The sequence below is a fragment of the Saccharothrix mutabilis subsp. mutabilis genome, assembly GCF_039521145.1.
Lineage (GTDB): Bacteria > Actinomycetota > Actinomycetes > Mycobacteriales > Pseudonocardiaceae > Actinosynnema > Actinosynnema mutabilis.
In genome coordinates, this window is sequence record NZ_BAAABU010000004.1 from 389,128 (window position 1) to 414,029 (window position 24,902).

At 71.5% G+C, this 24,902-nt stretch carries 27 protein-coding genes and 1 pseudogene; 20 read left to right on the plus strand and 8 right to left on the minus strand.

Annotated features, from left to right (window positions below; genetic code table 11):
* Positions 1 to 11: 11 nt before the first annotated feature.
* The 3 genes from ABD126_RS12835 to ABD126_RS12845 all read right to left on the minus strand — a co-directional run bounded on the left by ABD126_RS12835 (position 12) and on the right by ABD126_RS12845 (position 1,629).
* Positions 12 to 260 carry a hypothetical protein gene (locus ABD126_RS12835; RefSeq protein ID WP_343933992.1) on the minus strand — a complete coding sequence of 83 codons (249 nt, stop codon included), beginning with the start codon at positions 258 to 260 and terminating at the stop codon, positions 12 to 14.
* Positions 260 to 898, minus strand: coding sequence for an HNH endonuclease family protein (locus tag ABD126_RS12840; protein WP_343933993.1), 639 nt, complete (start codon positions 896 to 898; stop codon positions 260 to 262). Before ABD126_RS12840 ends, ABD126_RS12835 begins: the two co-directional genes overlap by 1 nt.
* Before the next feature lie 107 nt (positions 899 to 1,005).
* Entirely contained in the window at positions 1,006 to 1,629 is a 624-nt protein-coding gene (locus ABD126_RS12845) for a hypothetical protein (RefSeq protein WP_343933994.1), read from the minus strand.
* Positions 1,630 to 1,757: 128 nt separating this feature from the next.
* On the opposite strand from ABD126_RS12845, the gene ABD126_RS12850 reads away from it, so the two are divergent.
* The gene (locus ABD126_RS12850) at positions 1,758 to 3,047 is read left to right on the plus strand and encodes an adenylosuccinate synthase (protein WP_343933995.1); all 1,290 of its coding nucleotides are present in this window, start codon (positions 1,758 to 1,760) and stop codon (positions 3,045 to 3,047) included.
* Positions 3,048 to 3,159: 112 nt separating this feature from the next.
* Here the strand turns inward: ABD126_RS12850 and ABD126_RS12855 are convergent, their stop codons facing one another.
* Positions 3,160 to 4,266, minus strand: a complete 1,107-nt coding sequence (locus ABD126_RS12855) for a glycerophosphodiester phosphodiesterase (RefSeq protein ID WP_343933996.1) — start codon at positions 4,264 to 4,266, stop codon at positions 3,160 to 3,162.
* Between the two features lie 114 nt (positions 4,267 to 4,380).
* A complete protein-coding gene (locus tag ABD126_RS12860; RefSeq protein WP_343934223.1) occupies positions 4,381 to 5,934 on the minus strand; it encodes a Na+/H+ antiporter in 1,554 nt (517 codons plus the stop codon).
* A gap of 28 nt (positions 5,935 to 5,962) precedes the next feature.
* On the opposite strand from ABD126_RS12860, the gene ABD126_RS12865 reads away from it, so the two are divergent.
* From ABD126_RS12865 to ABD126_RS12920, 12 genes are all read left to right on the plus strand, one after another.
* Entirely contained in the window at positions 5,963 to 6,223 is a 261-nt protein-coding gene (locus ABD126_RS12865) for a UBP-type zinc finger domain-containing protein (RefSeq protein ID WP_343933997.1), read from the plus strand.
* 896 nt (positions 6,224 to 7,119) lie between these two features.
* On the plus strand, positions 7,120 to 9,120 hold the full coding sequence (locus tag ABD126_RS12870) for a TRAP transporter permease (RefSeq protein WP_343933998.1): 2,001 nt from the start codon (positions 7,120 to 7,122) through the stop codon (positions 9,118 to 9,120).
* A complete protein-coding gene (locus tag ABD126_RS12875) occupies positions 9,113 to 10,093 on the plus strand; it encodes a TAXI family TRAP transporter solute-binding subunit (protein WP_343933999.1) in 981 nt (326 codons plus the stop codon). The genes ABD126_RS12870 and ABD126_RS12875 overlap by 8 nt, the downstream gene beginning before the upstream one ends.
* A gap of 28 nt (positions 10,094 to 10,121) precedes the next feature.
* Positions 10,122 to 11,378 carry a phosphoribosylamine--glycine ligase gene (gene purD, locus ABD126_RS12880; protein WP_343934000.1) on the plus strand — a complete coding sequence of 419 codons (1,257 nt, stop codon included), beginning with the start codon at positions 10,122 to 10,124 and terminating at the stop codon, positions 11,376 to 11,378.
* A gap of 171 nt (positions 11,379 to 11,549) precedes the next feature.
* A complete protein-coding gene (locus ABD126_RS12885) occupies positions 11,550 to 12,011 on the plus strand; it encodes a hypothetical protein (RefSeq protein WP_343934001.1) in 462 nt (153 codons plus the stop codon).
* Positions 11,998 to 12,594 (plus strand): DUF3558 domain-containing protein, encoded by a 597-nt coding sequence (locus ABD126_RS12890; protein WP_343934002.1) that lies wholly within the window; start codon positions 11,998 to 12,000, stop codon positions 12,592 to 12,594. Before ABD126_RS12885 ends, ABD126_RS12890 begins: the two co-directional genes overlap by 14 nt.
* Positions 12,595 to 12,604: 10 nt before the next feature.
* The gene (locus tag ABD126_RS12895; protein WP_343934003.1) at positions 12,605 to 13,867 is read left to right on the plus strand and encodes a hypothetical protein; all 1,263 of its coding nucleotides are present in this window, start codon (positions 12,605 to 12,607) and stop codon (positions 13,865 to 13,867) included.
* Positions 13,864 to 14,631, plus strand: coding sequence for an ESX secretion-associated protein EspG (locus ABD126_RS12900; RefSeq protein WP_343934004.1), 768 nt, complete (start codon positions 13,864 to 13,866; stop codon positions 14,629 to 14,631). The genes ABD126_RS12895 and ABD126_RS12900 overlap by 4 nt, the downstream gene beginning before the upstream one ends.
* A 77-nt stretch (positions 14,632 to 14,708) precedes the next feature.
* A complete protein-coding gene (locus tag ABD126_RS12905; RefSeq protein ID WP_343934006.1) occupies positions 14,709 to 15,239 on the plus strand; it encodes an ESX secretion-associated protein EspG in 531 nt (176 codons plus the stop codon).
* 118 nt (positions 15,240 to 15,357) lie between these two features.
* A complete protein-coding gene (locus ABD126_RS12910; protein ID WP_343934007.1) occupies positions 15,358 to 16,503 on the plus strand; it encodes a pyridoxal phosphate-dependent aminotransferase in 1,146 nt (381 codons plus the stop codon).
* A gap of 38 nt (positions 16,504 to 16,541) precedes the next feature.
* A complete protein-coding gene (locus ABD126_RS12915) occupies positions 16,542 to 16,715 on the plus strand; it encodes a hypothetical protein (RefSeq protein WP_343934008.1) in 174 nt (57 codons plus the stop codon).
* 36 nt (positions 16,716 to 16,751) lie between these two features.
* The gene (locus ABD126_RS12920) at positions 16,752 to 17,495 is read left to right on the plus strand and encodes a potassium channel family protein (protein WP_343934009.1); all 744 of its coding nucleotides are present in this window, start codon (positions 16,752 to 16,754) and stop codon (positions 17,493 to 17,495) included.
* Here the strand turns inward: ABD126_RS12920 and ABD126_RS12925 are convergent.
* Both ABD126_RS12925 and ABD126_RS12930 read right to left on the minus strand, forming a co-directional pair.
* Positions 17,492 to 18,082, minus strand: coding sequence for an HAD family hydrolase (locus ABD126_RS12925; RefSeq protein WP_343934010.1), 591 nt, complete (start codon positions 18,080 to 18,082; stop codon positions 17,492 to 17,494). The two genes, ABD126_RS12920 and ABD126_RS12925, sit on opposite strands and share 4 nt — an antisense overlap.
* Positions 18,079 to 19,037: pseudogene (locus tag ABD126_RS12930) on the minus strand (threonine aldolase family protein). The gene ABD126_RS12925 and the pseudogene ABD126_RS12930 overlap by 4 nt, the downstream one beginning before the upstream one ends.
* 212 nt (positions 19,038 to 19,249) lie before the next feature.
* Between ABD126_RS12930 and ABD126_RS12935 the strand changes: the two are divergent.
* From ABD126_RS12935 to purB, 7 genes are all read left to right on the plus strand, one after another.
* On the plus strand, positions 19,250 to 19,768 hold the full coding sequence (locus tag ABD126_RS12935; protein WP_343934011.1) for a SigE family RNA polymerase sigma factor: 519 nt from the start codon (positions 19,250 to 19,252) through the stop codon (positions 19,766 to 19,768).
* Between the two features lie 15 nt (positions 19,769 to 19,783).
* Positions 19,784 to 20,530, plus strand: coding sequence for a hypothetical protein (locus ABD126_RS12940; protein WP_343934012.1), 747 nt, complete (start codon positions 19,784 to 19,786; stop codon positions 20,528 to 20,530).
* A gap of 82 nt (positions 20,531 to 20,612) precedes the next feature.
* The gene (locus tag ABD126_RS12945; RefSeq protein WP_309109800.1) at positions 20,613 to 20,936 is read left to right on the plus strand and encodes a DMT family transporter; all 324 of its coding nucleotides are present in this window, start codon (positions 20,613 to 20,615) and stop codon (positions 20,934 to 20,936) included.
* A 13-nt stretch (positions 20,937 to 20,949) separates the two neighbouring features.
* The gene (locus ABD126_RS12950; RefSeq protein WP_343934013.1) at positions 20,950 to 21,537 is read left to right on the plus strand and encodes a TetR/AcrR family transcriptional regulator; all 588 of its coding nucleotides are present in this window, start codon (positions 20,950 to 20,952) and stop codon (positions 21,535 to 21,537) included.
* A 65-nt stretch (positions 21,538 to 21,602) separates the two neighbouring features.
* Positions 21,603 to 22,133 (plus strand): RNA polymerase sigma factor, encoded by a 531-nt coding sequence (locus ABD126_RS12955; protein WP_343934014.1) that lies wholly within the window; start codon positions 21,603 to 21,605, stop codon positions 22,131 to 22,133.
* Positions 22,130 to 22,876: a hypothetical protein gene (locus ABD126_RS12960; protein ID WP_343934015.1), complete on the plus strand. Its 747-nt coding sequence runs from the start codon at positions 22,130 to 22,132 to the stop codon at positions 22,874 to 22,876. The genes ABD126_RS12955 and ABD126_RS12960 overlap by 4 nt, the downstream gene beginning before the upstream one ends.
* Before the next feature lie 107 nt (positions 22,877 to 22,983).
* Positions 22,984 to 24,414 carry an adenylosuccinate lyase gene (gene purB / locus ABD126_RS12965; protein WP_343934016.1) on the plus strand — a complete coding sequence of 477 codons (1,431 nt, stop codon included), beginning with the start codon at positions 22,984 to 22,986 and terminating at the stop codon, positions 24,412 to 24,414.
* 46 nt (positions 24,415 to 24,460) lie between these two features.
* Here the strand turns inward: purB and ABD126_RS12970 are convergent, their stop codons facing one another.
* Positions 24,461 to 24,874: a hypothetical protein gene (locus ABD126_RS12970; RefSeq protein ID WP_343934017.1), complete on the minus strand. Its 414-nt coding sequence runs from the start codon at positions 24,872 to 24,874 to the stop codon at positions 24,461 to 24,463.
* Positions 24,875 to 24,902: the final 28 nt, after the last annotated feature.

The following is a 24,902-nucleotide window of genomic DNA, read 5'->3' on the forward strand; positions in this document are numbered from 1 at the left end:
CCCCCGACGGGTCACCCGAGCGGGCGGTCCAGGACGCCCAGCAGGACCTGGTGGATCGCCGCGTGGTCGCGTTGATCCGCCAATCGGCAGGACGCGCCGGTGATGGCGTACCACTCGTCAGCGCCTTCGTAGCGGACTTTCGCGCGGACCACCCCGTTGGCGAGGGTGGTGCGCAATTCCAATCGGCCCGTGATCACGCCGACCTCGTCGGTCATCACGCCGCCCGGGCCCGCCACGAAAGGGGACGAGTAGTCGGCCATCAGCACCTTCCGAGCATCGACTGCAACGCGGTCTTCTCGGCGGAGTTCACCTTCAGGCCCCACCGGTACTTGGTGTGTACCCACATCTTCGCGTACGTGCACCAGTACGACGTCAGCGGCGGCTTCCACAGCGCCGGGTCCTGGTCGCCCTTGGCCTGGTTGACGTTGTCGGTCACCGCGATCAGCTGCGGGCCGGACAGGTCGTTGGCGAAGGACTGGCGGCGGGACGTGGTCCACGACGACGCGCCCGACCGCCACGCCTCCGCCAGCGGCACGATGTGGTCGATGTCCACGTCCGACGCGGCGCTCCAGGTCGCGCCGTCGTACGGGCTGTACCAGCGGCCCGAGGTGGCGGCGCAGTTCGAGTCGGTCACCACGTTCGTGCCGTCGCGCTTGAGGACCGTCTCCCGGGTGTTGCAGGTGCCCGAGACGGTGGTCCAGTGCGGGAACAGGTCACGCGAGTAGCCCGTCATGGAGCCCTCGGACGCGACCGTCAGCGCCGCCAGTTCCGAACTCGCCGTGGCGGTGCTGGGGATGTCGGGCGGAGTGGCCTGGGCGGGGGCGGTCAGGCCGAGGGTGAGCGCACCAGCCAGGAGCAGGGTGATCGAAAAACGGGCAGGGTTGTTGACCGTTGACATGATTCCGACCTTCCTAGTTGGAAGCTGTCGGAATCACCTTGGGTCAATTGTCCGGCGATCACAATGCCTTTGGGTGACACGCTTGTGGCTTAAGGGAAAACGCTTTGTCAGTGCACTCCGCGAATGAGGCGAAGATCCTCCGTGTGGCGGTACCAGGTCCACTTGTTCATCGGGCGCGGGTGGGCGACGCCGTCCAGGTTCACCTGCACGGGCAAGCAACCGAGTTGGAACGCGCGGCCGGCGGTCGTGGTCACCTTCTTGGTGAAGAGCCGCTTGTGGATCACGCTCACCGCAAGACCCAGCTCGTTGTCCGGCACGACCTCGATGCGGCTCGCCTGCCCGCGCAGCACGACCGTGTCGTCCGCGTAGCCGACCCCGCGCACCGGCCCGAGCGAGCCCTTGCCGACCAGGACGCCGCCGACGTCGTCCCGGACGAGCGACACGCGGTCGGGGTCGCCCGACAGGGCGAGGTCGAGGGCGCGGCCGGGATCGGTCGGCAGGTCCCACAGGCGGGCCACGTCGGAGTCGGGCGAGGCGGGCACGTAGGCCACCGCGACCTCGGCCAGGCGCTCGGTGCGCAGCAGGCGCAGGACGACCGCGTTGAGGTCGGCGTCCGTGCCGTGGACGATGAGACGTCGGTCACCCAGATCGGCCAGAACCGGGTCCACCTCGGCCTTTCCCGGGCGTGCGGCCACCTGGCGCACCTCGAACCGGTCACCGTCAGTGATCATTGGCGACTGCGAGTTTCCGCAGGCCAACACGATTCCGCGCACGTTCATCTCCTGGTCTACCCTCAACCACCGGCAAGTGACGGCTGGTCCGTCACGCTCTTGACCCGTCGAACCGCTTGGAGTTTCACATGCCGGCCGTAGTGCTGATCGGCGCCCAGTGGGGCGATGAGGGCAAGGGCAAGGCGACCGACCTGCTCGGCGAACGGGTCCAGTGGGTCGTCCGCTACCAGGGTGGCAACAACGCCGGGCACACCGTCGTGCTGCCCGACGGCAAGAAGTTCGCCCTGCACCTCATCCCCTCCGGCATCCTCACGCCCGGCGTGACCAGCGTCATCGGCAACGGCGTCGTGGTGGACCCCGGAGTGCTGCTGGAGGAGCTGGACGGCCTGGAGAAGCAGGGCGTGGACACCTCGCGCCTGCTGGTCTCCGCGGACGCGCACTTGATCATGCCCTACCACGTGGCGATCGATAAGGTCACCGAGCGGTACCTGGGCAAGGCCAAGATCGGCACCACCGGCCGCGGCATCGGTCCGTGCTACCAGGACAAGATCGCCCGCGTCGGCGTCCGCGCGCAGGACCTGCTGGACGAGAAGATCCTGCGGCAGAAGGTCGAGGCCGCCCTGGACTTCAAGAACCAGGTGCTGGTCAAGGTCTACAACCGCAAGGCGCTGGACCCCGAGCAGGTCGTGGACGCGGTGCTGGAGCACGGCGCGAAGTTCACCGACCGCATCGCCGACACCCGCCTGCTGCTCAACAACGCGCTGGACCGCGGCGAGACGGTGCTGCTGGAGGGCTCGCAGGGCACCCTGCTCGACGTCGACCACGGCACCTACCCGTTCGTCACGTCGTCCAACCCGACCTCGGGCGGCGCGAGCGCGGGCTCGGGCATCGGCCCGACCCGGATCACCACCGTGATCGGCATCCTCAAGGCCTACACCACGCGCGTCGGCTCCGGTCCGTTCCCGACCGAGCTCAACGACGACATGGGCGAGCACCTGCGCAAGACCGGCGGCGAGTTCGGCGTCACCACGGGCCGCTCCCGGCGCACCGGCTGGTTCGACGCCGTGATCGCCCGCTACGCCTCGCGGGTCAACGGCATCACCGACTACTTCCTCACCAAGCTCGACGTGCTGTCCGGCCTGGAGAAGGTGCCGGTGTGCGTGGGCTACACGATCGACGGCGAGCGCGTCGACGAGATGCCGATGACGCAGACCGACGTGCACCACGCCGTGCCGGTGTACGAGGAGCTGCCGGGCTGGTTCGAGGACATCAGCCACTGCCGCACGTTCGAGGAGCTGCCCGCCAACGCGCGTGCCTACGTCGAGCACCTGGAGTCCATCTCGGGCGCCCGGATCTCGGCGATCGGCGTGGGCCCGGGCCGCGACCAGACGATCGTGCGCCACGACATGCTGGCCTGACGCCCGGCGGAGAACCGGAACGCGGCCTGCTCGACATCGAGCAGGCCGCGTCTTCACGTCCTCGGGCAACCCGCCCCGCTGCACCGCCGCCCGCCTTGCGGGACGGACCTCGTCAGCGGGTCGAGCGGGCCTCGACGGCGGTGTCCGGGTTGTCGGCGAACACGCCGTCCAGGCCGGTGGCGTAGAACTTCGCGTACTCCTCGAACGCGCGGCCGTACGCGGCCGGGTCGGTCGAGGTGCGGAAGTCGGCCGGCAGGAACGCGTTCTCGTTGCGGAACGTCCAGGCGTGCACGATCAGGCCGCGGGTGTGGGCGTCGCGGACGAGCGTGGTCGGGGACTGGAGGAAGCCCTGCGCGTTGCGGGGGATGATCCGGTCCTTGGCCGCGCCGACGCCGTGGGCGTAGGTGCGGATCTCGCGCAGGCCGTCCGGCGTGACCAGGTCGCTGTAGGTGCGCTTGTCACCGGCCTTGACGAAGTCGTACGGCGCGCCGGAGGAGTTGATCAGCTGCACCAGCGGGACGCGCAGGGACTTGCGCAGCTCCTTGAGGTTGGCCACCTCGAACGACTGCACGTACACCTTGGCGTTGTGCCGGTTGAGGCCGTTGCGGTTGAGCACGTCGACCAGCTTGGGCTCCAGGGCGAGCTTGATGTCCTGGAAGTAGGTCGGGTGCTTGGTCTCCGGGTAGATGCCGATGTCCCGGCCCAGCTCGCGGGACAGGCGGCGGGTCAGGTCGATGACCTCCTGCAGCGTCGGCACCTCGTAGCGGCCGTCGTAGAGGGTGTTGCGCGGGCGGATTTCCGGGATGCGTTCCTTGGCGCGCAACGTCTTCAGCTCAGCCAGGGTGAAGTCCTCGGTGAACCAGCCGGTGATCGACGCGCCGTCGACGACCTTGGTGGTCTTGCGGCCCGCGAACTCCGGCTTGGCGGCGACGTCGGTGGTGCCGCCGATCTCGTTCTCGTGCCGGGCGACCAGCACACCGTCCTTCGTGGACACCAGGTCGGGCTCGACGTAGTCCGCGCCCGTGCGCGCCGCCAGCTCGTACGCCGCGAGCGTGTGCTCCGGGCGGTAGCCCGACGCGCCGCGGTGACCGATGACGATCGGCCCCTTCGGCTTGTGCGCCCCGGCCACGTCGCTCTGCGCCGACGCCGACGACACGGTCACCACCCCGGCCACCGCGAGCGCCGCGAGCGCCGCCCCGACGATCCTCGTCCGCACCATCGCCGACCTCCCTGTTCGCGAACCAGACGCGGCGCAGCCTCGTTGCGCACCGCGACCTCTCGGTCACCGTAGGGTGAAGGGCAGGCGGCGTCACGGTGAATGCGTGGTGGGTCGTCACTCTCGCGACATGGCCGCTTCCTCCAGGTCCAACTCGCGCAGCACGCGGAACAGGACCTCGTCGTCGATCCGCCCGCTGTCCCGGGCCTCGATGAAGACCTCGCGCTCGGCCTCCAGCATCGTGCGGCGCAGCCGGCGGTAGGACGCGGCCGGGCTCTCCTCCTCCTGGCGGCCCAGGCGTTCCCAGGCCGCGTTGCCGCGGTGCTCGGCCAGCACGCGCAGCCGTTCGACGACGTGGTCGGGCGTGCGGTCGCCCTCGTCGACCAGCTCGTCCAGCCGGTGCACGGCGGCCTGGGCGGCGGCGTGCTGCACCTGGGCCTCCGCCAAGGCGTCCGCGCGCTCCTCGTCGCCCCGGACGCCCAACTTCCGGATGACCCACGGCAGGGTGAGCCCTTGCAGCAGCAGCGTCCCGACGGTCACGACGAACGCGCAGAACACGATCACGTCCCGACCGGGCAGGTCGAGCGGCAACGCGGACGCGGCGGCCAACGACACCACACCCCGCATCCCCGCCCACGACAGCACGGTGATGCCGCGCCACCCGGGCGCTTTCTCGCGGGTGCGGACGCGCTTGGACAGGAAGCGCGGGATGTACGCGGCCGGGTACATCCACACGAACCGCACCAGGATCGTGGCCGCCAGGATCCAGGCGGCGGCCACGACCAGCCCGGTGGTCACGTCCACGTCGGCCACGGTCGTCTTGAGCTGGAGGCCGATCAACGCGAAGACGAACGACTCCAGCAGCACGTCCACCGACCGCCACACGGCTGTGTCCTGCAGGCGCGTGTAGTACGAGCTGCGCGGCGCGTAGTGGCCGATGTAGAGCCCGGCGACCACGACGGCGAGCACGCCGGACGAGCCCAGCTCCTCCGCGAACAGGTACGCGCCGAACGGCACCAGCATGCCCAGCGCGCTCTCCATCACGCCGTCGTCCAGCCGGGTCCGGATCCACCGGACCCCCATCCCGATGGTCAACCCGATCGCCACCCCGCCGCCCGCGCCGATCACGAACGTGCGCAGCCCGTCGACCCAGGTGGCCGTGACCCCGAGCGTCGCCGCGACCGCGACCTTGTAGACGGTCAGCGCGGTGGCGTCGTTGATCAAGCTCTCCCCGGTCAGCAGTGTCATCGTCCGCCGAGGCAGGTTGAGCCGCCGTCCGATCGCGACGGCGGCCACGGCGTCCGGCGGCGCGACCACCGCGCCCAGGACGAGCGCGGCCGGGACGGACAGCTCCGGCAGGACGAGGTGCGCGACCCACCCGACCCCGATCGTCGTGGCGATCACCAGGCCCACGGCGAGCAGCCCGATGGGCCGGAGGTTGGCCCGGATGTTGTGGTACGAGCTGTCCAGCGCCGCCGAGTAGAGCAGCGGCGGCAGGACCAGCACGAGGATCAGCTCGGGTTCGAGCGCGAACTCCGGCAACCCGGGGATGAACGACACCGCGAGCCCGGCGGCGACCAGCACGAGCGGCGCCGACCACCCGAGCCGCTTGGCGGCGGCGGTGACCAGCAGCGCGCCGACGAGGAGGAGCAGGAGTTCCGGTCCGTGCATGGCGCAATCTTGCGTGATGATGGCCCGCATGACCTGTCCTCACCTCGCCACGCTGCCCCAGACGGTGTCCCCGGACACGACGGAGGGCTGCGCGGACTGCCTGTCGTCGGGCGAACACAACTGGGCCCACCTGCGGATGTGCCTGACGTGCGGGCACGTGGCGTGCTGCGACTCCAGCCCGAGGCGACACGCGACGGCCCACTTCCACGCCGAGGGTCACCCGGTGATGAAGTCGTTCGAGCCCGGTGAGGACTGGCGCTGGTGCTATGAGGACGGCCGAGTGGTCTAGTCCGGTTGGGACAACCGGTCCTCAGTTTTCACCGACACGGCCCCCGGAATCGTCCGACCGTCTCATCGAAACCGGTCGCACGGCCTCATGCCATCCCTTTCGCGCCGCTGAGCAGACTTCCCGGCTGCCCGGTCGCGCGCTTTTCGCCGCGCAGCGGCAAGCCTTTCGCCGCGCTCCGCGCGGCGGGTTGGCCACCAACCACGGGAGGGGCCTCGTGTTCCCCACCGTATGGCCTGCCCGAAGGGCTACCGCGCTTTTCGGGGGTCGGACTCAAAAGTTTTTGCGAGGAACGAGCAAAAAGTTTTCAGGCCGACCTCCGGAAAGTGTGGTTGGCTCCGCCAGGTCATGCGGTGGGGAACACGACGCCCTTCCCTCCCCACTGGAGGCCTCCCCAGCCTGCTTTTGATCTTGAGAGCGCGTCAGCGCGTTGACCAGCGCGAAGCGCGTGCTGATTGGAGAGCGAAGCGCTGTTGTAAAAAGCTTGAAAAGATGAAAAGAGCCTCGCCGGCGGGCAGGCCGCCAAAGATGACACAAAAGCAAAGAAAAGGCGGGGGCTTCTTGCCCGTGCCATCTCCGTATGGCCTGGCGGAGCCAACCACACTTTTGGCCGGGTGCCGCTAAATTTTTTGCTCGTCCCTCACAAAAAATTCGGCCGCACCCGACCAAAAGTGCGGTAGCCCTTCGGGCAGGCCATACGGAGATGACACGAGCAAGAAGCCCGGGTTGGGTCGTGACCTGGCGGAGGCCCGTGTCCGCGCTTCGCGCGAAGAACCTCGTTCGCGGTGTCCGGGGATGTGGTTGGGCGCGGGGGTGGAGGGGCTGGCGACGGTCTTTACAGTCCCTTTAGATGGTGGGTCTATGGCTGTGAGAGCGACCACAAGTAGCTTCTGGAGCGCATGATCCCTGCGCGACACGAAGGAGTGCGCGTGTCGACGAAGCCACAGGCTGATGTCGCCGAACTGATCGCCGAGTACGACGAGGAACGGCCCTCGCGGTCGTTGTCGCGGCGGTGGGAGTTGGGCATCTGGGTCGCCGGGTTGTTGGCGGCCCTGCTGGTGCTCAAGCAGGTGTTCTGGCCGTTCGCCAAGGGCGGGCAGTACTACCTGGTGATCTTCCTCGCCGTCACGTTGCCGCTGGTGTTCCTCTGCTACCGGCCGCGCAAGGGCGGGGCCGACGACCCAGGGCCGCTGGACTGGACGCTCGCCGTGCTGGCGTTCGCGGTCGGGGCGTACCCGTTGTTCGGCGGGTTCGACGCGTTCCTCGACCGGCAGGGGCAGTTGACCGACCTCGATGTCGTCGCCGGGTCGATCCTGCTGTTCCTGGTCCTCGAAGCGTGCCGGCGGACCACCGGGTGGGTGTTGCCGCTGGTGTGCGTCGGGTTCGTCGCGTTCGCCTACTACGGCGGGTACCTGCCGCCCGCGTGGGCGATCTCGCACGCCGGTGTGGACTTCGCGCAGATCATCAACGGGTTCTACAACGACGCGACCGGGTTCTACGGGACGCCGTTGGACGTGGCCGCCACCTACATCGTGCTGTTCACGATCTACGGCGCCGTGCTCAACGCGTCCGGGGCCGGGACGTTCTTCGTGGACATCAGCTTCTCGGCGTTCCGCAAGTCGCGGACCGCGCCGGGGCGCACCGCCGCCACCGCCGGGTTCCTGTTGGGGACCGTGTCGGGGTCCGGCACGGCCACGACCGTCTCGTTGGGCGCGGTCACCTGGCCGATGCTCAAGAAAGCCGGTTACCCGAAGGAGAGCGCGGGCGGGTTGCTGGCCGCGTCGGGCATCGGGGCGATCCTGTCGCCGCCCACGCTGGGCGCGGCGGCGTTCATCATCGCCGAGTACCTGGAGGCCTCGTACCTCCAGGTGCTGATCTGGGCGATCCTGCCGACCCTCCTGTACTACCTGGGCATCGCGCTCGCCGTGGAGATCGACGCGCGGCGGTTCGGGGCCAAGCCCGTGGACATCGACGCGCCGAGTCCGTGGGTGCTGCTCAAGCGCGGCGGGTACCACTTCCTGTCGCTCGGGGTGATCGTCGTCTTCCTCGCGCTGGACATCCCGGTCTACTCGGCCGTGGTGTACGCGTCGGGGGTCGCGGCTTTGTTCGCGTTGATCGCGCACAAGGGGGATGTCCGTACCTGGGGGCGGACCATCCTCGACTCGCTGTCCACCGGGGTGCGCAGCGCGCTGCCGGTGATCGCGGTGTGCGCGGCGGCCGGCGTGATCACCTCGACCATCACCAAGACCGGCCTGGGGCAGGAACTGGCCTCCGCGCTGGTCGACATCGCCGGTCTGATCTCGTCCAACCCGTCGGTCGTGCTGTTCGTGACCGTCGTGCTGGCCGCGGTCGCGGTGAGTGTGCTCGGGCTCGCCGTGCCGGTGACCGCGTCCTTCATCATCTCGTGGGTCGTGATCGGGCCCGCGCTGGTGGAGCTGGGCGTGGCCCGCGAAGAGACCGCGATGTTCATCTTCTACTACGCGGTGCTGTCCGAGGTGACGCCGCCGACGGCGCTCGCCGCGGTGGCCGCCGCCGCCATCACCGGCGGCGACGTCATGAAGACGATGTGGCGGACGTGGAAGTACACGCTGCCCGCGTTCCTCGTGCCGCTCGCGTTCGTGTTGACCGACGACGGCGCGGCCCTGCTGCTGCGCTCGTCGGCGCTGGACTCGCTCTGGGTCTTCGCCGCCTCGGCGCTGGGGGTCGCGGCGCTCGCCGTGGTCACCGGCGGGTGGCTCGTCCACCAGGCGGCGTGGCCCGAGCGGGTGCTGTGCATCCCCGCCGCCGTCGCCCTGCTCTACCTGCAACCGGTCACGATCGCCGTCGGCATCGGGTTCCTCGTCGCCGCGGTGGCCGTGCACCTGCTCCTGCCGAAGATGCGAAAGGAACACCATGCGTAGCTGGAAGGTCCCCGTCGCCGTCCTGGCGGTGGCGCTCGTCGCCGCCGGTTGTGGCGGCAAGCGCGAGGCCGCGGACACCGGCTCCGGCACCGCGGCGTGCGAGGCGGCCGACGGTCGGATCACCATCGCGACCGGCAACTCCGGCGGCGTCTACTACGTCGTCGGCGGTGGCCTGGCCAAGCTGATCAGCGACAACACCAAGCTCAAGGCCACCGCGGCCGAGACCGGCGCGTCGGTGCAGAACATCCAGCAGCTCGTCGCGGGCGACTACGACATGGCGTTCTCGCTGGCCGACACCGCCGCCGACGCCGTGAACGGCAAGGGCGCGTTCGACGGCAAGCCGCAGAAGGTCCAGGCGCTGACCCGCCTGTACCCGAACTACACGCAGGTGCTGGTGCGCGCGTCCAGCGGCATCAACTCGATCGCCGACATGAAGGGCAAGCGGATCTCCACCGGCTCGCCCAAGTCCGGCACCGAGGTGATCTCCAACCGCCTGTTCACCGCCGCCGGCCTCGACCCGGAGAAGGACGTCCAGGCGCAGCGCCTCGACCTGGCCAAGACCGCGGACGGCATGAAGGACGGCAGCCTGGACGGCCTGATCTGGTCCGGCGGCCTGCCCACCGCGCAGATCACCGACATCACCACGTCGCTGAAGGACCAGGTCAAGTTCCTCGACATCACCCCGCAGCTGCAGAAGCTGAAGGAGATCAACTCGGTCTACGACAAGGGCACCATCCCGGCCGCCACCTACGGGCAGCCGGCGGACATCCCGACCGTCGTCGTGCCGAACCTGCTGCTGGTGAAGGCCGACTTCCCGGACGCCAACGCGTGCGCCATCACCAAGCTCGTCTTCGACAAGAAGACGGACCTGGAGAAGATCCACCCGGCGGCCAAGGACATCATCAAGGAGAAGGCCGCGATGACCGACCCGGTGCCGCTGCACGCGGGTTCGCTGGACGCGTTCGGCGGCTGACCCGCCGCGTCATCTAGGCTGGCCCACCGTGCGTGTCCTGGTCATCGGGTCCGGCGCCCGTGAACATGCCCTTGTCCTCGCCTTGTCGCGCGACCCGGCGGTCGTCGCGCTGGCCTGCGCTCCCGGCAACGCCGGGATCGCGGGCGCGGCCGAGATCTACGGTGTCGACGTGGGCGACCCGGCGGCGGTCGCCGCGCTGGCCAAGGAGTGGAACGCCGACCTCGTCGTGGTCGGGCCGGAGCAGCCCCTGGTGGCGGGTGCGGCGGACGCCGTGCGCGCCGCCGGGATCCCCTGCTTCGGCCCGTCCGCCGCGGCGGCCCGCATCGAGGGCTCCAAGGCGTTCGCGAAGGACGTCATGCAGGCGGCCGGGGTGCCCACGGCCACGTCCGAGGTCGTTGACAACCCGGCCCGCCTGGACGCCGCCCTGACCCACTTCGGCCCGCGCTGGGTGGTCAAGGACGACGGCCTGGCGGCCGGCAAGGGCGTGGTGGTCACCTCCGACCGCGACACGGCCCGCGCCCACGCCATGACCCTGCTCGACCACGGCCACCCGGTGCTGCTGGAGTCCTTCCTGGACGGCCCCGAGGTGTCCCTGTTCTGCCTGACCGACGGCGTGTCGGTGGTGCCGCTGCTGCCCGCGCAGGACTTCAAGCGCGTGGGCGACGGCGACTCGGGCCCCAACACCGGCGGCATGGGCGCCTACGCGCCACTGCCCTGGGCCCCCGCCGACCTGGTGGACACGATCGTGTCGACGTGCGTGCAGCCCGTGGTCGACGAGCTGGCGCGCCGCGGCACGCCGTTCACCGGCCTGCTGTACGCGGGCCTGGCCCTGACCTCGACCGGGCCGCAGGTCATCGAGTTCAACTGCCGGTTCGGCGACCCGGAAACCCAGGCCGTGCTCGCGCTCCTGAAGACCCCGCTGGCCGGCCTGTTCCTGGCCGCCTCGACGGGCGCGTTGGCGGGCGTCGGCGCGCTGGAGTGGTCCGAGGGCTACGCGGTGACCGTCGTCCTGGCCGCCGAGGGCTACCCCGGCCGGCCGCGCACGGGCGACGTCGTGACGGGCGGCGAGGCGGAAGGCGTCCTGCACGCCGGCACCCGTCGTCGCGAGGACGGCGCGGTGGTCTCGACGGGCGGCCGGGTGCTGTCCGTGGTCGGCACCGGCGAAACCCTGGCCGACGCCCGCACAGACGCCTACCGCCGCGTATCCGCCGTCCACCTGACCGGCTCCCACCACCGCACCGACATCGCGCTGCGCGCGGCGAACGGCGAGATCGAAGTCCCCTGATCCAGGCGTTGGTCCCTGGCCCCGCGCTGCTCCCGGGTGCGCGGGGCCTCGACCATGCCCACGATCGGCCCGGAACCGGACGGCGGTCGAGTTCGTCCAACCTCAGACCCGGCTCACGCGCACGTTGGTAGCCTGCGAACCGGGACCGATCCGTTACCGACCGTACGGGGGATGGACGTCGTGGTGGAGGAGAACGGCCTACTGGGAGCCGTCGCCGGCGTGGGTGGAGCCATCGGGCGTGCGGTCGGCGACATGTTCGCGGCGGAGAAGCGGCTCAACGACACCCTGGCCGGCGCGCCGGGCGGCAGCACGCACTTCAAGGTCGACAAGGACGACGTCCTGGCCATGGGCAAGGTCATCCAGGACCAGGTGTCCCTTCTCCAACTCGCCTACGCCAAGGCGCTGGGTGGCATGCGGATCAACCTCAACGGCATGGACGAGGTGAACGCGGACATCGCCGAGGCGTGGAACGACCGGCTGCTCCAGCACCCGGAGTCGTACGCGGCTCGCGTGGACGAGTACATCGCCAGCCTGAGCGGCCTCGCGGAGCAGCTCCGAAAGGTGGCCGAGCAGTACGGCTTCACCGAAGAAGAGATCAACACCGCGATGGGGGCCGCTGGTGCGCCTCGTTAAGTGGAGCGCCGTGGTGGCGCTCTCGGCCCTGACGCTCGCCGGTTGCGTCTCCACCGGGCAGGTCGGCACCCCGACTCCCGCGACCACGACGGCGGGCTCGAAGACGTCGGCGACGCCCGCGCCCTCCGAGCGCCCGAAGGACATCAAGCTCGACGGCCTCGACCCGTGCAAGGCCCTCAGCGCGAACGACCAGAAGCAACTCGGCACGGTGGTGACCCAGCCCGACCAGTCGGACGTGGTCGAGGGTGTGAAGTCGCCGGCCTGCACGTTCTTGACCGGCCCCGGTGCCTCCAAGGTGTACTCGTACGCGGTGCACCTGGTGACCGGCAAGGGCATCGACTACTGGAACTCGTCGGGCAACCTCGACATCGCCGAGAAGAAGGTCGCCGGCTTCCCCGCCAAGCAGGTCACCTTCAAGGGCACCAGTTCCGTGGACTGCTCGGTGGCGGTCGACGTCGCCGACGGCCAGCACGTCTTCGTGCAGTTCCTGCCGATCGGCCGCGACACCACGCAGGACGTCATGTGCCAGAACGCCGCCAAGGGTGCCGAGTTGGCGCTCGCGACCTTGCAGACCTTGAAGTGAGGGGAACACCGTGACCGACTTCAAGCAGCTCAAGGATCACCGGTTCCAGGGCCTCGACAACCCCGGCCTCATGTCGTTGGTGCAGCAGTTCACGCAGAGCAACGCGGCCGAGCGGTTCAGCCGGGCCTCGCAGGCGCTGCGCGAGCTCGCGGCGAGCCTGGAGTCCGTCGACAACACCATCCGGGGCCTGTTGGCCCCCATGGGCCACTCGTGGCAGGGCGCCGCGGGCGATGCCGGTCACGAGAAGGTGAGCTACACCGCCGAGGTCGCCACTTCCGGCACCGAAGCCGGTGAGCGGAACTCCAAGGCGACCGCCGTTCAAGGTGACGCCTACAGCGACTCCCGCAACGGCATGCCCGACGCGTCCAAGCTCGCCGGTGACACCGAGACCAGCTTCTGGGACGACGCCGGCGGCTTCTTCGGTTACGAGACCGACCACGCCAAGGAAGTCAAGGAGACCCAGGCCGCGCGCGAGCAGGTCATCCGCGGGTTCGACCAGTACGTCGACGCCAGTCGGGACTCGCTCAACCAGTACCAGGGCATGAACAAGCCCCCGTCGTTCGAGGTCACCACGGCCTCCAGCGCCGTGGCCACGCCCGTCGCCCCGGTGCAGCAGCCCGCGGGCGGGATCAGCCAGGTGCCCGGTGGTGTGCCGGGCGGTCTGCCCGGTGGGGTGCCGCAGGTGCCCGGTGGTGGGCAGGTGTCCGTTCCGCCGCAGTTGCCGGGCGGGTCGACCGGGGTGCTGCCGCCGACGACTTCCGTGCCGACGCCCGGCGCCTCGCCGGTGCTGCCGGGCAAGGTCGGGTCCTCCAACCTCGGGCTCGGGCTCGGGTTGGGGCTCGCGGCCGGGGCCACGTTGACCGGGCTCGCGGCCACCGCCAAGGGGGCCCGGGTCGTGCGCAACCCGTCCGCGCCGGTTCCGCCCGGTGGTGGCGGCAAGCCGGACGGCGGGAAGGTGCCCTCGGGCGGCAAGCCGGGGATGCCGGGTGGCGTGCCCGGGGCGAGCGGGTTGGCCGGGAAGGCCGGGATCTCCGCGACCATCGGGGCCATCGACCCCGACGAGCGCGTGCCGGGCAACCGGGGCGCCGCCGGCGCCGCCGCGGGCAAGGCCGGGGCCGGGTCGATGATGCAGGCCGCCGCCTCGCCGCGCGGCAAGGACGGCGAGGAGGACGCGGAGCACATCCGCAAGTACGGCGTGGACTCCGACGACGTCTTCGGTGACGAGCGCATGGTCGTGCAGCAGGTCATCGGCGACGAGCCCGAGAAGAAGTGAGCGGCACGGTCGTCCTGTCCACGCTGGAGTTCGACGTCGCGTGGGAGGCCGAACGGCACCAGCGGCGCAACGTCGCCCTCGACGTGCCCAGCCCCGGTGTCACGCACACCGAGCGGGCGCGGTTCGTGGAGCAGGCGTGGGGGTCGCTGGAGCAGCGCGGGCTGGCCGGCGGGCGCAGGCTCGTCCCCGAGCTGGCGGACACCTTCGCCCTGCTGGCCAACCCGCAGGTCGCGGTGGACATCTGGGTCTGGGTCGACCGCCGCAAGATCAAGGGACTGGCCGCCGCCTCGGGTGAGGAGGCCGTCCTCGCGGTCGTGGACGGCGACGAGGTGTGGCTGATCGAGGCCCGCGCCAGCGCGCTGGCCGAGGCGGCCGTGTCGGTCACCGGCGAGATGCCCGCGGGCCGCGGCCGGTCCATCAGCCTGCCCAACGACGTGCTGCGCGCCGCGTCCGACGAGGCCGGGCGCAACGCCGAGAAGCTCGTGCTCGCCCTGGAACGGCACGGGTTGCCGCTCAGCGACGCCCAGGAGCTGGCGGGCATGTGCGACGGCATGAGCACGCGCGGCCAGTTCGGCGCGGAACGGGCGCAGCACGGCGGCCCACCGGTCCGGGCGCGCCGCGTCGTCGCCTGGCACGACACCCCGGCTGGCCGCTACCTGCACCTCGTGCGCCCCAGTTCGGACGGCCGCGACTGGTCCACGATCACCCCGATCGACAACGCCCGCCTCGCCACCTGCGTGTGGGAGCTGATCAACGAGGTCTGACGGGAACCCGGGCGGCGGTCGCCGCGTCAACTCCCCTGCGGGCACCACGGCCCGCCGTCAGCCGGGAGTGACGTCTGGTGACCACCGCGACGATGAGCGCCGCCGCGTTCCGCACCGCCTGGGACCACCTCGACCTCGGCGCGATGCCGATCGTCCTGCACGTGGCGGACGACCCCGCGCCGTGGACCGACCTGACCGCCGCCGGCCTCGCGCGCGGCGCGGAACTCGACCCGTGGCTGGGGGCGGCGTTCAAGCTGCTCGCCAACCCGCCGCGCGCGGCGGACCTGAGACTCGGGTTCGGCAGCACGGCGGTGCGCGCGCTGGCCGCGTCCGCGGGCAACGGGACCGTGCTGGCCGTCCTGACCGGGGCTGTCGTGACCGTGCGAGAGGTGGCGTCGGACCTGGCGTCGGCCCTGGTCGGGCTGCTGCCGGTGCTGGGCGGCGGGCACGTCGGCGGCGCGGACCTGCGGGGCCGCTTCGGCGCGGCCGTGCTGGACGCGGAGGGCCACCGCAGGCGGGCGGCGGACGTCGTGGACTTCCACGGCCCGACCGACCCGGCGGCGCTGCGCTCGGCGGTGACCGCGCTGCTGGATGAACTCTCGGCATAACGGGAGCGCGCAAACCGGACGATCCGGGCGGCCTTCCTTCAGCCGCCGCCGAGTCGCGGCTGGGCGGGGGCGTGGACGTCCGGGGCACCTGTCGGCGCGCGCGGATTAGCCTGTGGCCATGTTGGGTGTAGCCGCTCGGGCCGATGTGCCGCCGTTCCACGTCATGGAGATCGTGTCCGCCGCAGCCCAGCGGCAGCGGACGCACGGGGACGTCGTGTCGCTCGCCGCCGGCCAGCCGTCCAGTCCCGCGCCCGAGCCGGTGCTGCGGGCCGCCGAGCACGCGTTGCGGCACAACCCGCTGGGCTACACCGAGCAGCTCGGCATCCTCGAACTGCGGACCGCGCTCGCCGGGCACTACCGCCGCCAGTACGACCTCGACGTCACCGCCGACGACGTCGTCGTCACCACCGGCTCGTCCGGCGCGTTCCTGCTGGCCTTCCTGTCCGCGTTCGACAGCGGCGCGCGGGTGGCGCTCGCGCGGCCCGGGTACCCCGCCTACCGGAACATCCTGCGGGCGCTGGGCTGCGAGGTCGTCGAGCTGCCGTGCGGGCCGGAGACGCGGTTCCAGCCGACCACGGAGCTGCTCGACGCCGCCGGGCCGCTGGACGGGCTGGTCGTCGCCAGTCCCGCCAACCCGACCGGCACCGTGCTCAGCCCCGCCGAACTCGCCGCCCTCGCGACCTGGTGCACCGCCCACGGCACCCGGCTGATCAGCGACGAGATCTACCACGGCATCAGCTACGGCACGCCCCTGGCCTGCGCGTGGGAGACCTCCCGCGACTCGGTCGTCGTGAACTCGTTCTCCAAGGCCTTCGCCATGACCGGCTGGCGGCTGGGCTGGATGCTCATGCCGCCGGACCTGCGCGCCGCCGCCGACCGGCTCACCGGCAACTTCACCCTGTGCCCGCCGGCGCTGGCCCAGCACGCGGCCGTGCAGGCGTTCACGCCGGAGTCCTACGAGTACACCGCCTCCCTGGTCGACGGGTACCGGCACAACCGGGACGTCCTCCTCGCCGGCCTGCACGACCTGGGCATCACCCGGATCGCCCCGGCGGACGGCGCGTTCTACGCCTACGCCGACGTCTCGCACGTGACCGACGACTCGATGGCTTTCTGCCGCCGGCTGCTCGCCGACACGGGCGTGGCGATCGTCCCCGGCATCGACTTCGACCCCGTGCACGGCCACGAGTTCGTCCGGTTCTCCTTCGCTGGCAGCGCGCAGGACATGAGCGAGGCGCTGCGCCGGCTCAAGGCGTGGCTGTGACGCGGAACTCCCAGGTCAGCCCGCCCGTTGTCCCGGGCATGGTCAAGATAATCCTGTGGCTGCTCGCGATCTGGGTCGCGCTGAGCCTGGTGGGCGCGGTCGTGAAGGGGTTGTTCTGGCTCGCGATCGTCGGCGGTGTGCTGTTCCTCGGCACAGCCGCTTACGGGGCGATCAAGAGCAGCGGTCGGAAGGGCATCAACGGGCCACGTTAGTTGGAAAACCGCTGCTCCGGCGGTCACCATGGGGCGGTGTTGGACAGTGATGAGCGTCGGCTGACCCGGTGGGAGCGGCGGGTCGAGTGGCCGTTGACGGTGCTGGCCGTCGTGTTCCTGGTCGTCTACGCCTGGCAGGTGCTCGACAACCGGGCCACCGGCGGGCTGCACCTGGCGCTCGAACTCGTGCTGTGGGCGGTGTGGCTGGTGTTCGCGCTGGACTACGTCGCGCGGTTCACGCTGGCCGTGGACAAGCGGCGGTTCTTCGTCACGCACCTGTTCGACCTGCTCACGGTCCTGCTGCCGATGATCCGGCAGCTCCGGGTGCTGCGGCTGATCACCGTCCTGAAGGTGCTCAACCGGCGGTTCGCGGGCAAGGTGCGGCAGCGCATCGGCCTGTACGCGGCGGGCGTGACCGTGCTGGTCGGGCTGTGCGCGTCGCTGGCCGTGCTGGACGCCGAGCGCAACCACCCGGACGCGACGATCACGACGTTCGGCGACGCCGCGTGGTGGACGCTGACCACGATCTCCACCGTCGGCTACGGCGACCGCTACCCCGTCACGTGGGAGGGGCGGCTGGTCGCCGCACTGCTCATGATCGGCGGGATCGCGCTGCTCGGTGTCATCACCGGCACCATCGCGTCCTGGCTGGTCGACCGGCTGAGCGGGGTCGAGGACCAGGTCGCGGAGGCCGAGGAGGCCACGCTGGCCGAACTCCGCTCGGTGAAGGCGGAGCTGGCCGAACTGCGCGCCGAGCTGCGCGCTTCCCGCCACCCCTAAAGCACGCCGAGCCGGGCCAGCTCCTCCCGCGCGTGCTCGGCGCCCCGCCACTCCACGCCGGTCCACCCCGCCTCGACGGCCCCGGCCACGTTCTCCGGCCGGTCGTCGAAGAACACGCAGTCCGACGACCCGAGCAGCTCCGCCACCGACGCCCACACCTCCGGCGCGGGCTTGGCCACCCCGAGGTCGCCCGAGAACACCAGGTGGTCGAAGTGCCGCGTCCACGGCTGCTCGGCCAGCGCCCGCCCGAACGACGACGGCGCGTTGGACAGCAGCGCCAGCGGCACGCCGGCCGCCGCCAGCTCCGCCACCAGCCCGACCGCCGGCCGCGACGCCCGCAGCCACACCGCGAAGTCCGCCCGGTTCAGCTCCGCGGCCAACCCCTCGGACACCTCGACGCCCAGCGCCTTGCCGACCGAACGCCAGTACTCCAGGTCGGACATCCCGTGGTCGTAGGCGAGCCGGAAGCTCCAGTACACCTCCTCGAACCGGTCCGCCGGCGCGTCCAGCACGCCCGCCAGCGCGTCCAGGCCGGTGTGCGGCTCGCTGAGCACGTTGCCGTAGTCGAACACCACCCAGCGGGTCACGAGCTGACCGACCCGATCCGCCGCAACGCCTCCGCCACGTCCTCCGCCGTCACGTCCCGGTGCAGCACGAACCGCACCTTCCCGGACATCGGCCCGGCGAACACGCCCAGGTGGCGCAGCCCGGTCAGGGTGACCTCCAGGTCCGGCACGCCCGCCAGCACGATGTTGGTCTCCGGCTCCACCACCTGCCAGCCCAGCTCGGCCAGGCCGCGCGCCAGCTCCCGGGCGTTCGCGTGGTCGGTGGCGAGGTCGTCGATGCGGTCCAGGCCCACCAGGCCCGCCGCCGCCAGCACGCCGCCCTGCCGCACGCCGCCGCCGAGCATCTTGCGCACCCGCCGCGCCTCGGCGACGAACGCCCGCGTGCCCGCCACGACCGACCCGACCGGCGCGCCCAGGCCCTTCGACAGGCACACCTGCACGGTGTCCACGCCCACCGTCAGCGCCGCCGGCGGCACGCCCAGCGCCACCGACGCGTTCCACAGCCGCGCGCCGTCGAGGTGCACCTTCAGGCCCGTCTCGCGGGCCGCCGACACCAGCAGGGCGTGCTCGTCGGGCGGGGTGACGGTGCCGCCGGCCGCGTTGTGGGTGTTCTCCAGGCACAGCAGGGTCGTGCGCAGCGAGTAGTACGGGCCGTCGGCGCCGGCCGCGCGCGCACGGCGTCCGCGGTGAACCGGCCGGGCGCGTCCCACTCCAGCGGGTGCGGCATGCCGCCGGCGATCCACGCGGCGGTGCCCAGCTCGTTGTCCAGGACGTGCGCGCCGCGCGCGGCGAGGAACCGGTCGCCGGGCCGCAGGTGCACGGTCAGCGCGATGAGGTTGCCCATCGACCCCGACGGCACCCACAGGGCGGCCTCCACGCCCAGCAGGTCGGCGACCCGCTCCTCCAGGGCGAGCATGGTCGGGTCGTGTTCGAGCACGTCGTCGGCCACTTCGGCGGTGGACATGGCCAGCCGCATGGCTTCGTCGGGGCGGGTGACGGTGTCGGACCGGAAGTCCAGGGGTGCGAGCTGGGTCACGAATGGATCACATCACACGCGGCAAGGCCTTACCGCGCCCGGTCGCCGGTACCACGATGGGGGTGACGCAAGTCTCGGACGAGGGGCGTGCAACCGTTGGTGGCCCCGGTTCCGTCCGGTAGGTGCAAGCACGACGAGCGGAGAGAGTCCGCGTGGATCAGCGCGACGAGCAGGAGTTCGCGGAGTACTTCGCAGCTCGCCGGGAGGCCGTGCGCCGAACGGCGTTCCTGCTCTGTGGCGACTGGCACCGGGCGGACGACCTCGCGCAGACCGCGTTCGTCGCGTTGCACCGGAGGTGGCGGAAGGTCCGGGACAAGCAGGCCCTGGACGCGTACGTCCGCCGGACGCTGGTGCGCGCGGTGATCGACGAGTCGCGGCGCCCCTGGCGACGCGAGCGGTTCGTGGACTCCGTCCCGGACGCGCCCGCGCACGACGGGGAGGTCGGCGACGCGGTGGCGACGCGCGAGACCCTGGTCGCGGGCTTGAAGCGGGTGCCGCCCCGGCAACGGGCGGTGCTCGTGCTGCGGTTCCTGGAGGGCCTGGACGTGTCGGCCGCGGCCGAGGTGCTCGGGTGCTCCGAGGGGACCGTGAAGAGCCAGACCTCGCGCGGGCTGGAAGCCCTGCGGGAGGCGCTGGGGGACGCGATCGACGACCTGAGGCCCGCGTCGTGAAGGGGAGGTGCTGAGGTGGACGAGCGCAAGCTCGCGGAGCTGTTCCGCGACGCCGCGGGCGGTGCGGCGCCGCCGCCGTCGTTCGACGTGGGCAGCGTGCGCGCCGAGTCGGCGCGGGTGACCGCCCGGCGCCGGACGCGGCTCGCGCTCGGGTCCACCCTGGCCGTGGTGCTGCTGTTCGGCGGTGTCCTCGTGACGGCCGATCTCACGCGGCAGGACTCCGGTGGGCTCACGGCGTCCGCGGGTTCCGCTCAGGACTCCCCGTCCCCTAACCTCACCCCGTTCGAGGTTCCGCAGGAAGGACAGCAGCGCGCGGACGCCGACCAGAGCGGCGAAGCGCTGCCCAAGAGTGGCCCCGACGACCCGTCTACGCAGGGGGACGGCACGTCGGGGACGACCGGTCGCATCGCGCCCGGTGGCACCTCCGGGTGCCAGGAGGTGGACCGGGAGCTTGCCGTCGCCCTCGCCGACAAGCTCCCGGCCGCCGACGGCCTCCAGCCCGCGCCCGCCGCCGCGCAGTGCCCGCCGGGGTCGCGCGGCGCGTCCTACCTGGTCCGCGACGGTTCGATCCCCGGTGTGGTGTCGGTGGTGCTGGTGCCGCCGGGGACGCTGACCGTGTCGTCGAGCGCGACCGCCGAGGCGTCGAGCCCGGCGAAGACCGGCGTGGTGCACGTGCTGAGCGAGCCGGAGGCCGGGTCGTCGGTCGCGCCGTTCGCGGCGGAGTTGGACGAGTTGGCGCGGGAGATCGCCGCGCGGTTCTGACCCGGTTGTGGTGGTCACCATCTGGTACGGGTGTGCCAGTAATTTGGTACGGTTGTGCCAGATTACTTCGGAGGTGGTCGTCATGGCGTGGGCCGTGCTCATCGTGTCCGGCTTGTTCGAGGCCGGCTGGGCGGTCGCGCTGAAGCTTTCCGACGGCTTCAGCAGGCTGTGGTGGACGGTCGCGTTCGCGGTGTTCGCGCTGGTCAGCTTCGCGGGCCTGGCGTGGGCGATGAAGCAGCTGCCCGCCGGACCGGCGTACGCGGTGTGGACCGGCATCGGCGCGGCGCTCACCGCCGTCATCGGCATGGTGTGGCTGGGCGACGGCGTCTCGACGCTCAAGCTCGTGTCGCTGGGGCTCATCGTGAGCGGTGTCATCGGTCTGAACCTGGCCGGTGGCGGGCACTAGTACCTTTCTCCCGATGACTGCCGCAACGCCCAAGGGCGAGCGCCGTCGACAGGCGCTGGTCGAAGCCGCCGCCGGCCTCCTGGTCGACGGCGGCTTCGACGCGGTCCGGCACCGCGCGGTCGCCGAGCGCGCCGGCCTGCCGCTCGCGTCCACGACCTACTACTTCGACTCGCTGGACGAGCTGGTCACGGCCGCCCTGGAGTTCCACGGCCGGGCCGAGCTGGAGTACGGCAAGGCGCGGCTGGACGAGCTGGACCCCGGCGAGTGCGGCGGCGAGGCCTTCATCGACCTGGTGCTGGACCTCCTGCTCGGCCCACCGGCGGGCGACCGCGACGCCGAGGCCGTGCTCCTGCGCTACGAGCGCCTGGTGGCCACCGGCCGCCGCCCGTACCTGCGGCCGTTGATGCGCAAGCTCAGCGGCGAGCTGCACGGCCTGCTCCTGGACATCTTCACCCGCGCCGGCCAGCCCGTCGGGCGCGAACGCGTGGAGGAGCTGATCGCCCTGGTCGACGGCGCGGTGGTCAACGCCCTCATCGAGATCAGCCCCGACCCCCGCGCCGCCGCGCGCCGCATGCTCGCCAAGGCCATGCAACCGCGCTGACCCCTCGGTGCAACCCCTCCGGTCACCCGTTCGTGTAAGTGGTGGAGGGTCCGGAAGGGGTACGGATGGGCAAGGCCGACGAGCAGGGCTTCCGCGAGTTCGCGGTGGGTCACGCCGCCGCACTGCGGCGCACCGCCTACCTGTTCTGCGGCGACTGGCACACGGCCGAGGACCTGATGCAGGCGAGCCTGCTCAAGCTCTACCAGGCGTGGCACCGCGTCGAGTGGCGGGACAACCCCTCCGCCTACGCGCGCAAGGTGCTGCTGCGGACGTGGCTGGACGAGAAGCGCAGACCGTGGCGGCGGGCCGAGCAGCGCGACGGGGAGGTGCCCGACCGGGCCGACGCGTCCGCCGACCCCGACCTGGCCGAGGAGAAGCTGTGGGCGCGCGACCTGGTGCACGCGGCCCTGCTGCGCGTGCCGCCCCGGCAGCGGGCGGTGCTCGTGCTGCGGTACTTCGAGGACCTGCCGGTCAGCGAGGTGGCGGTGGCGATGGGGTGCACCGAGGGCACGGTCAAGAGCCAGACGGCGCGTGGGCTGGTCGCGCTGCGCGCGGCGGTGGAACAACTGGAAGCGGGGGCGGTGGTGGCGTCATGAGCGAAGCGGAGCTGAGGGAGAGCCTGCACGCGGCGGTCGCGGACGAGCCGCCGCTGAACTTCGACCCCGACCTGCTGATCGCCCGCGCGGAGACGTTTCGCCGGCGCCGTCGGGCGCTGGTGGCGGTGGGTGTGGCGACGTTCGCGCTGATCGGGACGGTGCTCGCGCTGCCCGGCGTGCTCGCGCCCCCGCGCGGGTCCGTCGACGCGGCCCGCGTGCTGACCACGACCGCGCGGCCCGAACCGACTCCGTCGGCGGTGAGCGCCCCGGCCCCGGTGCCCGTCGAGGAGGGCGTGAAGTACCTGAGCGGCTACCTGACCAAGCGGGTGACGGAGGTCGTGCCGAACACGGCGGACGTGAAGGTCGACTTCTCCGACACCCGGAAGCTCACCCGGGGCCACGTCACCGGGTACGTGTTCCTCACGGGCAAGCGCGGCACCACCAGCCTCACGGTCGAGCTGATCGGCCCGCCGGTCGTGGTGACGCGCGCGGCCTTCTGCGCACCGGCCCAGTGCGACCCGTCCCGGATCCAGCCGGACGGCAGCCGCGTGGAGGTCGCGTCGTCGGTCGCGCCGGAGCGCGAGCTGTTCACCCACATGGTCGCGCACTTCCGCCTGGACGGGACGGTCGTGATGATCACCGGGCACGACTACGACCGGAGCGGCGCGGAGCCGGTGGCGCCGATCACGCCGGACCAGCTCGTCACCCTGGCCACCGACCCGATGCTCGCCCTGACCGGCTGACGGCTGCGTCGGCCGGCCGGCGTTGGGTGGCCGGCGTTGGGTGGCCGGTGGTCGGCTGCGGGTGGCTGGCGGCGGGCGGCACCCCGGTGGGCAACTATCCTGTGGCGGTGACGAGCAAGCCCAGGATCGCCAATGTCCTCGCAGGTCGCTACGCCTCCACCGAGCTGGCCACGCTGTGGTCCGCCGAGCACAAGATCGTGCTGGAGCGGCAGCTGTGGCTCGCGGTGCTCAAGGCCCAGGCCGAGCTGGGCGTCGCCGTGCCGGACGGCGCGGTGGCCGACTACGAGCGGGTCGTCGAGCAGGTCGACCTCGCCTCGATCGCCGAGCGCGAGCGGGTGACCCGGCACGACGTGAAGGCCCGCATCGAGGAGTTCAACGCCCTCGCCGGCCACGAGCACGTCCACAAGGGCATGACCTCCCGCGACCTGACCGAGAACGTCGAGCAGCTCCAGGTGCTGCGCTCGCTGGAGCACGTGCGCGGCAAGACCGCCGCCGTCCTGGCGCGCCTGGCCCGCCTCGCCGCCGAACACGCGGACCTGGTCATGGCCGGCCGCTCGCACAACGTGGCCGCGCAGGCCACCACCCTGGGCAAGCGCTTCGCGTCCGCGGCCGACGAGGTGCTGGTCGCCTTCCGGCGGCTGGACGAACTGGTCGCCCGCTACCCGCTGCGCGGCGTCAAGGGCCCGGTCGGCACGGCGCAGGACATGCTCGACCTGCTCGACGGCGACCACGACAAGCTGGCCGAGCTGGAGCGCACCGTCGCGGGCCACCTCGGCTTCGAGCGCGTGCTGACCAGCGTCGGCCAGGTCTACCCGCGCTCGCTGGACTTCGACGTGGTCTCGTGCCTGGTCCAGCTCGCGGCGGGCCCGTCGAGCCTGGCCAAGACGATCAGGCTGATGGCCGGCCACGAACTGGTGACCGAGGGCTTCAAGCCGGGCCAGGTCGGCTCCAGCGCGATGCCGCACAAGATGAACACGCGCTCGTGCGAACGCGTGAACGGCTTCGCGGTCATCCTGCGCGGCTACCTGTCCATGGTCGGCGAGCTGGCGGGCGACCAGTGGAACGAGGGTGACGTCTCCTGCTCGGTCGTGCGCCGCGTGGCCCTGCCGGACGCGTTCTTCGCCTTCGACGGGCTCCTGGAGACGTTCCTGACGGTGCTGGACGAGTTCGGCGCGTACCCGGCGGTGGTGGCGAACGAACTCGACCGCTACCTGCCGTTCCTGGCCACGACGAAGGTCCTGATGGCGGCGGTGCGCAAGGGCGTCGGGCGCGAGACGGCGCACGAGGCGATCAAGGAGAACGCGGTCGCGGTGGCGTTGGCCATGCGTGAGCAGGGTGCCGGCAACGACCTGTTGGACCGGTTGGCGGCGGACGCCCGGTTGCCGCTGGACCGGGACGAGTTGCAGGCGCTGTTGGACGACCGGTTGTCGTTCACGGGCGTGGCGGGGCAGCAGGTGGCCAGCATCGTCGCCCAAGTGGAGGACGTGCTCGCGAAGTACCCGACCGCCGCCGGATACGTCCCCGCGCCGATCCTTTAGGCGAAAGCCGAGCCGGCGCGCGGCGAAGAGCTGCGCTTCGCGCCGGTTAGGGCCTGACCCAGAAGAGTTTGCCTCGGCGGGACTTCTCGCAGACCAGAGGCCTGCCCGCCGGGTCCGTCGCCGTTTCGCCCTCCGTGTCGCACGGGAAGCCCAGCAGGGCCACCTCGCGCAACGGCGGCTGGGTGGGCTCGACCTGGGTCGGCTGTGGCTGGACCTGGGCCGGGGGCTGGGCGGGCGGGGGCGGGGGTGGTTCGGTGGTCGCGGCCACCGTTGTCGTCTCCGTGGTCGGGGCCGGGCGGACCGAGATCGAGGCGTTGGCCGGGACCGAGTGGCTCGTCGGGGACGGCGTGATGCTCGGCACCGGGACCGGGGTGGGCGAGGCCTGGGGTTTGCCGCACGCGCCCAGCAGGAGGCCGACGCCTACCGCGACCGGTCCCCAGACCACCTTCCGTGCCATCACGGGTAGCAGGGTAGGGGGCACCCGTCCG

Coding starts and splice junctions, on each gene's coding strand:
- ABD126_RS12850 (WP_343933995.1), top strand. CDS start 1,758: ATGCCGGCCGTAGTGCTGATCGGCGCCCAGTGGGGCGATGAGGGCAAG.
- ABD126_RS12875 (WP_343933999.1), top strand. CDS start 9,113: ATGCGTAGCTGGAAGGTCCCCGTCGCCGTCCTGGCGGTGGCGCTCGTC.
- ABD126_RS12855 (WP_343933996.1), bottom strand. CDS start 4,266: ATGGTGCGGACGAGGATCGTCGGGGCGGCGCTCGCGGCGCTCGCGGTG.
- ABD126_RS12960 (WP_343934015.1), top strand. CDS start 22,130: ATGAGCGAAGCGGAGCTGAGGGAGAGCCTGCACGCGGCGGTCGCGGAC.
- ABD126_RS12865 (WP_343933997.1), top strand. CDS start 5,963: ATGACCTGTCCTCACCTCGCCACGCTGCCCCAGACGGTGTCCCCGGAC.
- ABD126_RS12945 (WP_309109800.1), top strand. CDS start 20,613: ATGGCGTGGGCCGTGCTCATCGTGTCCGGCTTGTTCGAGGCCGGCTGG.
- ABD126_RS12910 (WP_343934007.1), top strand. CDS start 15,358: ATGTTGGGTGTAGCCGCTCGGGCCGATGTGCCGCCGTTCCACGTCATG.
- ABD126_RS12870 (WP_343933998.1), top strand. CDS start 7,120: ATGATCCCTGCGCGACACGAAGGAGTGCGCGTGTCGACGAAGCCACAG.
- ABD126_RS12955 (WP_343934014.1), top strand. CDS start 21,603: ATGGGCAAGGCCGACGAGCAGGGCTTCCGCGAGTTCGCGGTGGGTCAC.
- ABD126_RS12950 (WP_343934013.1), top strand. CDS start 20,950: ATGACTGCCGCAACGCCCAAGGGCGAGCGCCGTCGACAGGCGCTGGTC.
- ABD126_RS12845 (WP_343933994.1), bottom strand. CDS start 1,629: ATGATCACTGACGGTGACCGGTTCGAGGTGCGCCAGGTGGCCGCACGC.
- ABD126_RS12860 (WP_343934223.1), bottom strand. CDS start 5,934: ATGCACGGACCGGAACTCCTGCTCCTCCTCGTCGGCGCGCTGCTGGTC.
- ABD126_RS12915 (WP_343934008.1), top strand. CDS start 16,542: ATGGTCAAGATAATCCTGTGGCTGCTCGCGATCTGGGTCGCGCTGAGC.
- ABD126_RS12835 (WP_343933992.1), bottom strand. CDS start 260: ATGGCCGACTACTCGTCCCCTTTCGTGGCGGGCCCGGGCGGCGTGATG.
- ABD126_RS12840 (WP_343933993.1), bottom strand. CDS start 898: ATGTCAACGGTCAACAACCCTGCCCGTTTTTCGATCACCCTGCTCCTG.
- ABD126_RS12885 (WP_343934001.1), top strand. CDS start 11,550: ATGGACGTCGTGGTGGAGGAGAACGGCCTACTGGGAGCCGTCGCCGGC.